Raw genomic sequence first — 9,588 nt, 5'->3', positions numbered from 1 at the left:
CGGGCAAACCAGCTGGCCACCAGTGGGCAGTTCTGATGGCCACCAGCGGGAAGAAACACTGGCCGCCTATGGGCAGAACTCAATGGCCCTTGACAAGTCTCCGCTCCTTTGGGGAGCGGACTTCGTTGAGGCGTCCTCGTGATCGTCTGGAACTCGGCGAAACTGATGGTCTCCGCTCCTTTGGGGAGCGGACTTCGTTGAGGCAGGTACACCTTCGGTTCATAGGAGACCGCGGGGCCGTCTCCGCTCCTTTGGGGAGCGGACTTCGTTGAGGCCCATGAGCACAGCTCCATCGGCCGGGCGGATCAGGGCTGTCTCCGCTCCTTTGGGGAGCGGACTTCGTTGAGGCCCGCCGCTGGTCGGGGAGACGATCGCGTAGGGGAGTCTCCGCTCCTTTGGGGAGCGGACTTCGTTGAGGCGTGTGATACCCCTGCCCGTTGGTGACCCATCCGAGGGTCTCCGCTCCTTTGGGGAGCGGACTTCGTTGAGGCGGGCGGACGCGGGCGCTCACCGCTGAGCAGAAGCGGTCTCCGCTCCTTTGGGGAGCGGACTTCGTTGAGGCGTGAGGATGTAGCCGGGGTCGTCATCCTGCTTGCCGTCTCCGCTCCTTCGGGAACGGACTTCGTTAGCGCTCCAGGTCCGAGGCGGGGTAGGGCTCAGGCCGTGTCCCTCCCTGGTCAATTCGCTCGACTCTGTCGAGGGCGAGGCACCTCGACGGGGTCGAATCACGCACGTGACGTCCGGCGCGTCGTCACGCGTTCGCGAGGTCCTGGGCGTGGCTCCATGGAGTGAGCATCAGTGGCGAATCTGCTGCCTCGGGGCCGAGGCTGAAGGCGAGTCGGGGAAATGCCATGCCCTGGGCCAATGCCCGGCGCATGGCATCACGTGCTGTCCCGCGTTGAAGTTCATCCGGCATCTCCCCTACCCGCATGCGCGACCGGAGCGCGGCCAGCTGCAGAGAGATTTCGGCGACGAGCGCGGTCTAGATCAACGAGGCCGTCTAGTCCGCGGGAAGCAGTCGGCCCCGTCTCGCCCCTCACACCACCAGGGACAGGAACGCGCCGAGCGCGAAGCCGACCACGGTGAGCAGCCCGGCCTTCTCCCCGCCCTTCTCTCGGGCCTCGGGGATCATCGTGTCGATCAGCATGACCAGCAGGGCGCCGGCCGCGAAGCCCTGGATGCCGCCGGTCAGGGCGGGGGAGGCGACGTCGGCGATCAGCCCGCCGCCCCACGTCGCCAGGGCGCAGACCACCGTCACGAGCGACCACTGGATCAGCAGGTGGCGGCGCGTCTTGCCGCCGTCGAGGGAGTCGGCCGTGGCGGCGATGGACTCGGGCAGGTTGGACATGAAGATCGCCACGAGCAGCGCGAGGGAGACGCCCTCGCCCGCGGCCAGCCCGATGCCCAGCACGAGTTGCTCCGGGATGCCGTCCAGCAGCGCGCCCACGGTCAGCGCCGCGCCCGAGGACGAGCCGCCGGACCTCGCGGCGGAGCGCTCCACCGCGCGGTCACCGAGGAAGTAGGCGGCCGCGCCGAGCGCCAGCCCGATGCCGACGGCGGCGGGCCCGGCCCCCTGCACGCCCGCCTCCGCGAGCTCGAAGGACACGGACGCGATCAGGGCGCCGGCGCCGAAGGCGAGCACGAGTCCGATCGTGCCCATGTGCCAGCGGCGCAGGGTCGCCAGGACGGCGCCCACGAGCAGGGAGGACGCGGCGACCGCGCCCCACATCAGGGTCATCACGCGTGTCAGGCTACGCGCTGACCGGGCACGCCGCCGGACCGGACTCGCGGCGACGTGCCTGCACAGGTCACTCTTGACTCCAGCATCCACGGCGAGCCCTGCCGCCCTCCCGCTCCCCGACCACTGACGGAGATGACCGATGAACCGCAATGCACGTCTCGGACGAGTGGTCGAGTGGGATCGCGATGGCGGCTGGGGCGTGATCGACAGCGAGGCGACGCCCGGGGGGTGCTGGGTCCATTTCAGTCACCTGCCCATGCTCGACTCCGTCCCGTCCAGCCTCACGGTCGGCGAGGAGGTGGAGTTCTTGTTCGAGGCACTGGAGGCCCACAACGGTCAGGACGGGTTTCTCTACCGGGCCATTGCCGTGCATCCCCCGCACGGGGGACTGGCGCGCTGACCTGGGGCGACGCCGGGACCGCCGCCTCAGCTCAGCGCACGACCTCGTCCGCCTCGCCCGTGAGACCGAGCTTCTCGGCCACGTAGTCGACGTCCTTGTCCCCGCGGCCGGAGAGGTTGACCAGGATCCGCTCGTCCCGTCCCATCTGCGGGGCGAGGCGGATCGCGTGCGCCACGGCGTGCGCGGACTCGAGCGCGGGGATGACGCCCTCGAGCCTCGTGAGCCGCTGGAACGCGTCGAGCACGGCCGCGTCGTCCTCGGCCACGTACCGGACGCGGCCGACGCGCGCGAAGTGGGCGTGCTGCGGACCGACGCCCGGGTAGTCCAGGCCCGAGGCGATCGAGTGCACGGGGTCTGGGGTGCCGTCGTCGTCGGCGAGGACGAGGGTGGCCATGCCGTGGAGGACGCCGTCGCGGCCCTGGGTCATGGTCATCGCGTGCTCGCCCTTGGTCGCGGAGCGGCCGCCGGGCTCGACGCCCACGAGCGCGACGTCGGCGTCGTCGAGGAACGCGGTGAACGCGCCCATCGCGTTGGAGCCGCCGCCCACCGCGGCGACGACGGCGTTCGGCATCGCCCCGAACCGCTCCTGGAACTGGGCGCGGGCCTCGCGGCCGACCACGGACTGGAAGTCGCGGATCATCGTGGGGAACGGGTGCGGGCCCACCACGGAGCCGATCGCGAACAGGTACTTCTCCGGGTCCGCCGCGTACACCTCGAACGCCGAGTCCACGGCCTCCTTCAGGGAGCGGCCCTCGCGCTCCACCGAGACGACCTTCGTGCCGAGCAGGCGCATGCGCACCACGTTGGGGTGCTGCTTGGCCACGTCGATCGCGCCCATGTGGATCTCGCAGTCGAGGCCGACCATCGCGGCCGCCGTCGCCAGGGCCACGCCGTGCTGGCCGGCGCCGGTCTCCGCGATCAGGCTGCGCTTGCCCATGCGCTTGGCGAGCAGCGCCTCGCCGATCGTGTGGTTGATCTTGTGGGCGCCCGTGTGGTTCAGGTCCTCGCGCTTGAGCACGATCCGTGCGCCGCCGAGCTCGTCGGAGAGGCGGTCCAGCGGGGTCAGGGGGGAGGGGCGCCCGACGGCGTCGCGCAGCAGGCGTCGGTATTCGGCGTAGAACTGGGGGTCCTGGCGGGCCTCGGCGTACGCGCGGGCGACCTCGGCCATGGGGCCGGCCAGCTGCGGGGGCAGGTGGGCGCCGCCGTACTGGCCGAACATGCCGTCCGCGGAGACGTCCAGGTCCGGGGTGGTGACGAGGTCGCAGGCCTCGGCGAGGGTGCGGGGTTCGGCGGCGCCTCTCAGGGCGTTGTCCTCGGGGTTGCGGTGGGTCATCGGGGGTCCTTCTGGGATGGGGCCCGCCGAGCCGCTCATGATCGAGCCGCCCGGCAGGCGAGCGGCTCGTCGTGTCAGATGCGCATGACCGGGGCCGCCCTCAGGCGGTCCACCACTGCTGCGCGTGCATCTGCATGGGGCCAGCGTACTGCACGTCGGGGCAGGCGTGCGTCTCACCATGTGATTGCAAATCTCAGAATATGGACATCTCTCCCTGTCTCAGTGAATCGCGATTCACCCTGGATCCATGACCATCACCGCCGTCGACACCCCGTCCCTGACCACCGAGGCCGCCGCTGTGCTCGCCGCCACTCCGGGCATGCGGTACGCCGATTTCCTCACCGCCGCCCCCGCAGTGCCCGGCATCGTGGCCGTGGTGGCCGAGGAGTCAGCCCGTGCCGCCCTGGGCCTCACCCCCGCCACCGGTGACGTCCTCGCCGTCGACGTGGCCGACGAGAGCCTGCAGTGCCGCGAGGTGCGCGCCGCCTTCCAGTCCGGTCGTACCGGCGCCTCGCAGCTGCGCCAGGGCCTGGCCGCGCTGCTCAGGGACGTGCTCGCCCTGGATGTGGAGCGCACCAGCCCGGGCGCGGCGGGGGCGGGCTTCGCCCTCACCCCGGAGTCCGAGGAGACGCTCACGGCGTGGATGCGGGAGCACCTGACGCTGCGCGCCTGGGTCGCCCAGGACGCCTCCGCCCTCGAGGGGGTCGCCCGAGAGGTGGCCGCCGACCTCGCCCCGGCCCTGCAGCCGGGCGCCCTGGAGGCCTCCGTGGCGCAGCGGGTCGCGGCCATGCGGGCCTCCGCCCGCCGTTCCGCCACGCTCTGAGCCGGCCGGTCGCCCGGGCGACGCCCTCGCCCGTGGCGCTCGGTCTCGTCGTGCCGGGAGATCGCCCCGAGGCCGCTGACAGGATGGGTGCATGAAGCACGAGATCGTCCTCACCCGCGGGGACCTCACCCTGCGCCCCCTCGCCCCCGAGGACGGCCCCGCCCTGCGTGAGCTCGTCGACGCGGCCATGTGGGCGGGGAACAGCGCGCCCCTGCCGGTGGACGGCGCGGCCATGTCCGCACACCTCGCCGAGCTGATCGAGCGGGAGGGCACCTTCGCGTTCGCCGTCGAGCAGGGCGGGGAGCTGGTGGGGCGCACGAGCCTCTATGACCTGGTACCGGGGCTGCGGGTGGAGGTGGGGCACACGGTCTACGCCCGTCGGGTGTGGGGCACCTCCGTGAACCCCGGCTGCAAGCTGCTGCTGTTCGGGCACGCGTTCGAGGAATGGGCGCTGGAGCGGGTGGCCCTGCGCTGCGACCACCGCAACGCCCGTTCACACGCCGCCATCGCCCGCCTGGGCGCGACGTTCGAGGGCACTCTGCGCCGCTTCCGCCCGGCGGCGGACGGCACGATCGCCGACGTCGACTACTTCAGCGTGGTGCGCGAGGAGTGGCCCGCGGTGCGCGCCGGGCTCGAGGCGCGCCTGGCCGCCTAGAAGTGTACAACGGGGGGATGCCACCCGAATCCTCTGCCCCGTCCGCCGAGCGCGGACCCGCCCGCCCCCGCCCGGCCGACGTCGCCGCCCGCCCGGACGCCCCTTCCCCGCGGGCGACCGCCCTGCTGTTCGCGCTCGCGGTGGCCGCCGGCTCCGTGATGCCGCTGCAGGGCCGCATCAACTCCCGCCTCGCCCACCTGACGGGCGACCCCGTCCTCGCCGCGCTGTGCTCCTTCGCGGCGGGCTTGGTCGTCATGGTGCTCGTGAGCGTGCTGACGCCGCGGGGCCGCCGGGGCCTGGCCCGCATCCGCCCGGCCCTGGCCGCGGGGTCCGTGCGCCCGTGGTATGCGGTGGCGGGCGTGATCGGCGGGCTCCTGGTGCTCACCCAGTCCGCGACGATCGGTCCCCTCGGCGTGGCCGTGTTCACGGTCGCCGTGGTCACCGGGCAGGTGGTCGGCGGGATGGTCGTGGACCGGCTCGGGCTCAGCCCCGCCGGGGTGCAGCGCCTGACGCCGCGGCGCCTCACGGGGGCGGCGCTCGCCCTGGCCGCGGTCGCCCTCGTGGTGTGGCCCTCACTCGGCGAGGTCGGCGGCGGGCCCGGCTGGGCGCTGCTGGCCCTGCTGCCCCTGCTGGCCGGTCTGGCCACCGCCGGACAGCAGGTGTTCAACGCCCGTCAGACCACGGCCTACGGCACCGCCATCCCGGCGACCCTGGTCAACTTCACCGCCGGCGTCCTCTTCCTCGGGATCGTGTGGGGCGGGATCGCCCTGGCCTCCGGCCACGGCCTGCCCGCGCTGCCGCACGACTGGCGGCTCTACCTCGGCGGCCCGCTGGGGTGCGTGTTCATCGGGGTGGGCGCCATGGTCGTCCCGCGCCTGGGCGTCTTCGCCGCCACCCTCGGTCTGGTCTCGGGCAACCTCCTGGGCTCCCTCGTGGTGGACCTGGTGGCCCCCACCGACGGATCCACGGTCACCACGACGACGGTGCTGGGCACCCTGGGCGCCCTCGCCGCCGTCGCGCTCGCGTCCTGGCCGGCGCGGCGCCGGTAGCGCCGCCCGCGGCGGCAGGCCGCCGTCACCGCGCGGGACTCAGGCGCGGGCCACGGTCTCCCGCCGCCCGTGCCGGCGTCCGTGCATCACGAAGTAGTACCCGGCGGCGACCACGAGCACGCCCGCCAGGGCCGCGTACATGGCGCCGTAGCCGGCTGAGGCCACAAGCCCGCCGAGGAGCACGGGACCCAGGCCCAGCCCCACGTCCGCGAACAGCATGAGGGTGGAGATGCCGGCGCCGAGCTGGTGGGAGGGCACCGCGTTCACGGCGATCGCCTGGGCCGCGGGCATGAGCGTGCCGTAGCCGAGGCCGCTCAGCGCCCCGGCCAGCACCACCTGCCAGTCGCGCGTGGCGAAGGCCAGCACCAGGAGCGCGGCTGTGAAGCAGAGGAGGGCGGGGTAGACGACGGCGTCGTCCCCCCGGCGGTCCTGCAGGGTGCCCAGGGTGAGGCGCATGACGAGCATCGCCGCGGCGTAGGCCAGGAAGAAGAGGCCGGCGCCGGCTGTGAGCCCGCGCTCCACCGAGTAGGCGTTCAGGTAGGTGAGGATCCCGGCGTAGCTCAGGCCCACCAGCAGCATGAAGCCACTGATCGGCAGCACCGCCGGGTGCAGCACGGAGCGCAGGCGGAAGCCCACCGCGGGGGCGGGGTGCTCCAGGGGGACCTCGCCGGCGGCGCGCTCGCCGTCGACGTCCGCCGCGGCGGGCGCCTCGCGCACCAGCGGGCCCAGCACGAGGCTGACCACCGTGATCCCCAGAGTCGCCCGGAACAGCCACACGTAGCCGATGGAGCCGGCGAGGAAGAGCCCCAGGGCGGGGCCGATCGCGGTGGCCAGGGTGGTGCCCAGCGCGAGGTGGCCGGTGGCCTCCGCGCGTCGCCCGTCGGGGATGGCCGCCTGGGCCAGGGCCATGACGGCGGTGCTGGCGAAGGCGTAGCTGGCGCCGTGGAGCATGCGCACCGCCACCAGGGCCGGCAGTGAGGAGGCGACGAGGTAGAGCGTGCAGGACAGTGCGACGGCGACCAGGGCCACCACCAGGACGCGGCGCTTGCCGAAGCGGTCCACCACGTGGCCGGTGACCACGCGGCTGAGGGTGGCGCCGATGACGAAGGCGCTCGAGGCCAGCCCCGCCCCGGCGTCCGAGGCGGCGAACTGCCGGACCGCGTACACGGCCATGGTGGTGACGAGGGCGTAGAACGCGAGGAACTGGAGGAAGGAGACCACCCAGGCGAGGACGAAGGTGGGGGAGGCGATGCGTTCCTGCTCGGCGATTTGCATGATGCAAAAGGTAGCATCGTTTGCATGATGCAATCATCTGAGGGGGCGTGGCCCGACCCGGTCCGCGGGATCATGTACGAGCACATGCTCCTGCTGCGGGTGGCCACGCAGGGGGTGGCCCCCTACGGTCGGTCGAGTGCGCTGGAGCGCAGCGCCACCGTGCTGCTCGCCCGCCTGGAGGCGGGCGGGGCCATGAGCGTCGCCGAGCTGGCCGAGGCCTTCGACCTCGACGTCTCCACCGTCCACCGGCAGGTGGCCGCCGCCATGAAGGCCGGCCTCGTCGAGCGGGTGGAGGACCCCGACGGCGGCCCCGCCCGGCTGCACCGCCCCACGGAGGAGGGACGCGCCCGCCTCACCGCGGAGCTGAGCTCCCGCGCGGACAACGTGGCGCAGATCGTCGCCTCCTGGCCCGCCGAGGACGTCGCTGAGTTCTGCAGGCTTCTGCGACGCTTCAACGAGGGGGCGGAGGAGCGCCGGGGCCACCCGTGGCCCCGGCCGCAGGCTGGCCCCGGGGCGGAGGACCCCCGGCCCTGAGCACCGCGCCCGCCCTCAGGTGTGACGGATGCGGGCGGCCAGCGCGGCCGACTCCGCCGGGTCCAGCACGGCCGCCGGATGCGGACCCGCCGCGGCGAGGCGCTCCGTGCAGCCGGCCTCTCCCAGCGGCGCCCCCGCGGCCAGCACGACGTTGCCCCAGTCCAGGCGCTCCAGCATCCCGTGGTCCGCGAGCGTCCACGGGCCGGGCACCCCGGCGTCGGCGGCCGCCTCCTCGAGGGCGCCCAGCTCCGCGCCCAGGAAGCGCAGGCCGGCGTCGTCGCCGATGTTCACCAGCAGCACCCCGCCCGCCGTCAGCAGCTCGAGCAGCTCCCCGTAGAACGCGGCGCCGCGCAGGTGCTCGGCGCCCTCCTCGCCGGTGCCGATGTCCAGCACGACGGCGTCGAACCGCTCCCCGTCCATCGCGAGGTCGACGGCGGCCAGGCGCGCGTCCGCGACCACGGAGACGAGGTCCGTGCCCGCCGGCAGGGGCAGCTCGGCGAGCACGAAGGACACGAGCTCCCGGTCCAGGTCGACCACCGTCTGCTCCGAGCCGGGTCGGGTCGCCTGGAGGTAGCGCGGCAGGGTCAGCGCGCCCGCGCCGAGGTGCAGGACCCGCACCGGCGCGCCCGCCGGAGCGACGCCGTCGAGCACGTGGGCCATGCGGCGCAGGTACTCGTAGCGAATGCGCAAGGGGTCGGCCAGGTCCACGTGGGACTGGACGGCCCCGCCGATCTCCAGGACGAACCCGCCGAACTCGTCGGGGGCGATGCGGGCGTCCACGCCCGACGTGGACAGGTGGACGGTGCGGCCGGAGGGGGAGGGCTGGGCGGGCATGCCCCCAGCATCCCACCCCTCAGTACGCTGGACGGATGAGTCAGAACGTCCTCACCGTCTACGGCGCCGACTGGTGCCGCGACTGCCTGCGCACCAAGCGCCAGCTCGACGAGCTCGGCGTCGCCTACGACTACGTGGACCTCGTCGCCGACCCGGCCCAGGCCGATGCCGCCGAGCGGATCTCCGGCCGGAAGAACATCCCCGTGGTCGTGTTCCCCGACGGTGACCACCAGGTGGAGCCGACCAACGAGGAGACCGCGGCCAAGCTCACCGCGCTGGGCCTGATCTGAGATCGGGGGCCGCTCCCGGAGCGAGCCCCGCCGACCCTCTCGGCGGGCGCGCACCGGGGTCTACGCTCTCCCCATGGAGCACTTCGACGAGACCACCCTGCCCGCCCCTGAGGACCGCGTCGTGTCCGCGACCCACCACGTCGACGCCCCGGCCGGCGTCGTCTTCGAGCTGATCGCGGACCCCTCCCGCCAGCCCGAGTGGGACGGCAACGACAACCTGGCCGAGGCCGCCCCCGGGCAGCGGGTGACCGCCGTCGGGGACGTGTTCGTGATGACCCTGCAGAAGGGCGTGGACCGCGCGAACCACGTGGTCGAGTTCGAGGAGGGCCGCCGCATCGCCTGGAAGCCCTCCGAGGTCGGCGGGGAGCCGTTCGGCCAGCTCTGGCGGTGGGAGGTCGACGGCGACGACGAGGGCGGCTGCCGCGTCACCCACACCTACGACTGGACCGCCCTGACCGACCCGAAGCGCATCCAGAAGGCGCTGCGGACCGGAGAAGAGCAGCTCCGCGCGTCGATCGACCGGCTCGCGGACCTCGCCGAGCGTCAGGGCTGAGCCGGCCGCGCACCCGGCCGAGGGGAATCCGTTGCGGTTCTGACCCTTCTGGCGGTCGAACGAGCAGCCAGAAGGGTCAGATCCGCAGAAGATCCGGCCCG

Annotated in this window: 11 protein-coding genes and 1 CRISPR repeat array; of the genes, 7 read left to right on the top strand and 4 right to left on the bottom strand. The window is 73.2% G+C overall.

Going from position 1 to position 9,588, the window contains the following annotated elements; genetic code table 11:
* Nucleotides 1-96: 96 nt before the first annotated feature.
* Nucleotides 97-632: direct repeats of the CRISPR family, unit length 36 nt; unit sequence GTCTCCGCTCCTTTGGGGAGCGGACTTCGTTGAGGC.
* 404 nt (nucleotides 633-1,036) lie between these two features.
* Nucleotides 1,037-1,738, bottom strand: coding sequence for a ZIP family metal transporter (locus DE149_RS07725; RefSeq protein ID WP_233490725.1), 702 nt, complete (start codon nucleotides 1,736-1,738; stop codon nucleotides 1,037-1,039).
* A gap of 142 nt (nucleotides 1,739-1,880) precedes the next feature.
* On the opposite strand from DE149_RS07725, the gene DE149_RS07720 reads away from it, so the two are divergent.
* Nucleotides 1,881-2,141, top strand: coding sequence for a cold shock domain-containing protein (locus DE149_RS07720; RefSeq protein WP_147084469.1), 261 nt, complete (start codon nucleotides 1,881-1,883; stop codon nucleotides 2,139-2,141).
* A 31-nt stretch (nucleotides 2,142-2,172) separates the two neighbouring features.
* Here the strand turns inward: DE149_RS07720 and trpB are convergent, their stop codons facing one another.
* The gene (gene trpB / locus DE149_RS07715) at nucleotides 2,173-3,474 is read right to left on the bottom strand and encodes a tryptophan synthase subunit beta (RefSeq protein WP_199489695.1); all 1,302 of its coding nucleotides are present in this window, start codon (nucleotides 3,472-3,474) and stop codon (nucleotides 2,173-2,175) included.
* Between the two features lie 247 nt (nucleotides 3,475-3,721).
* On the opposite strand from trpB, the gene DE149_RS07710 reads away from it, so the two are divergent.
* The 3 genes from DE149_RS07710 (at nucleotide 3,722) to DE149_RS07700 (ending at nucleotide 6,001) form a co-directional block, all read left to right on the top strand.
* Nucleotides 3,722-4,297: a hypothetical protein gene (locus tag DE149_RS07710; protein WP_002855485.1), complete on the top strand. Its 576-nt coding sequence runs from the start codon at nucleotides 3,722-3,724 to the stop codon at nucleotides 4,295-4,297.
* 91 nt (nucleotides 4,298-4,388) lie between these two features.
* Nucleotides 4,389-4,952: a GNAT family N-acetyltransferase gene (locus tag DE149_RS07705; RefSeq protein WP_113914269.1), complete on the top strand. Its 564-nt coding sequence runs from the start codon at nucleotides 4,389-4,391 to the stop codon at nucleotides 4,950-4,952.
* 17 nt (nucleotides 4,953-4,969) lie between these two features.
* Entirely contained in the window at nucleotides 4,970-6,001 is a 1,032-nt protein-coding gene (locus DE149_RS07700) for a DMT family transporter (protein WP_113914268.1), read from the top strand.
* Nucleotides 6,002-6,040: 39 nt separating this feature from the next.
* Here the strand turns inward: DE149_RS07700 and DE149_RS07695 are convergent, their stop codons facing one another.
* Nucleotides 6,041-7,276, bottom strand: coding sequence for an MFS transporter (locus tag DE149_RS07695; protein WP_113914267.1), 1,236 nt, complete (start codon nucleotides 7,274-7,276; stop codon nucleotides 6,041-6,043).
* A gap of 24 nt (nucleotides 7,277-7,300) precedes the next feature.
* On the opposite strand from DE149_RS07695, the gene DE149_RS07690 reads away from it, so the two are divergent.
* Complete coding sequence (locus tag DE149_RS07690) at nucleotides 7,301-7,810, top strand: MarR family winged helix-turn-helix transcriptional regulator (RefSeq protein WP_113914266.1); 510 nt, start codon at nucleotides 7,301-7,303, stop codon at nucleotides 7,808-7,810.
* Nucleotides 7,811-7,825: 15 nt separating this feature from the next.
* On the opposite strand, the gene DE149_RS07685 is transcribed toward DE149_RS07690, so the two are convergent.
* Nucleotides 7,826-8,644 (bottom strand): spermidine synthase, encoded by an 819-nt coding sequence (locus DE149_RS07685; protein WP_113914265.1) that lies wholly within the window; start codon nucleotides 8,642-8,644, stop codon nucleotides 7,826-7,828.
* Between the two features lie 35 nt (nucleotides 8,645-8,679).
* Here DE149_RS07685 and DE149_RS07680 point away from each other — a divergent pair, with 35 nt between their 5' ends.
* On the top strand, nucleotides 8,680-8,934 hold the full coding sequence (locus tag DE149_RS07680) for a glutaredoxin domain-containing protein (protein ID WP_020624868.1): 255 nt from the start codon (nucleotides 8,680-8,682) through the stop codon (nucleotides 8,932-8,934).
* Between the two features lie 73 nt (nucleotides 8,935-9,007).
* Nucleotides 9,008-9,487 carry an SRPBCC family protein gene (locus DE149_RS07675; RefSeq protein ID WP_113914264.1) on the top strand — a complete coding sequence of 160 codons (480 nt, stop codon included), beginning with the start codon at nucleotides 9,008-9,010 and terminating at the stop codon, nucleotides 9,485-9,487.
* Nucleotides 9,488-9,588 lie beyond the last annotated feature (101 nt).

Source organism: Micrococcus sp. KT16, from assembly GCF_003315015.1.
In the GTDB taxonomy this organism is placed as follows: domain Bacteria; phylum Actinomycetota; class Actinomycetes; order Actinomycetales; family Micrococcaceae; genus Micrococcus; species Micrococcus luteus.
The sequence above is the reverse complement of the archived record's forward strand: the minus strand, read 5'-3'. Positions and strand labels throughout refer to the sequence as shown.

Coding starts and splice junctions, on each gene's coding strand:
- DE149_RS07725 (WP_233490725.1), bottom strand. CDS start 1,738: ATGACCCTGATGTGGGGCGCGGTCGCCGCGTCCTCCCTGCTCGTGGGC.
- DE149_RS07720 (WP_147084469.1), top strand. CDS start 1,881: ATGAACCGCAATGCACGTCTCGGACGAGTGGTCGAGTGGGATCGCGAT.
- trpB (WP_199489695.1), bottom strand. CDS start 3,474: ATGACCCACCGCAACCCCGAGGACAACGCCCTGAGAGGCGCCGCCGAA.
- DE149_RS07710 (WP_002855485.1), top strand. CDS start 3,722: ATGACCATCACCGCCGTCGACACCCCGTCCCTGACCACCGAGGCCGCC.
- DE149_RS07705 (WP_113914269.1), top strand. CDS start 4,389: ATGAAGCACGAGATCGTCCTCACCCGCGGGGACCTCACCCTGCGCCCC.
- DE149_RS07700 (WP_113914268.1), top strand. CDS start 4,970: ATGCCACCCGAATCCTCTGCCCCGTCCGCCGAGCGCGGACCCGCCCGC.
- DE149_RS07695 (WP_113914267.1), bottom strand. CDS start 7,276: ATGCAAATCGCCGAGCAGGAACGCATCGCCTCCCCCACCTTCGTCCTC.
- DE149_RS07690 (WP_113914266.1), top strand. CDS start 7,301: ATGATGCAATCATCTGAGGGGGCGTGGCCCGACCCGGTCCGCGGGATC.
- DE149_RS07685 (WP_113914265.1), bottom strand. CDS start 8,644: ATGCCCGCCCAGCCCTCCCCCTCCGGCCGCACCGTCCACCTGTCCACG.
- DE149_RS07680 (WP_020624868.1), top strand. CDS start 8,680: ATGAGTCAGAACGTCCTCACCGTCTACGGCGCCGACTGGTGCCGCGAC.
- DE149_RS07675 (WP_113914264.1), top strand. CDS start 9,008: ATGGAGCACTTCGACGAGACCACCCTGCCCGCCCCTGAGGACCGCGTC.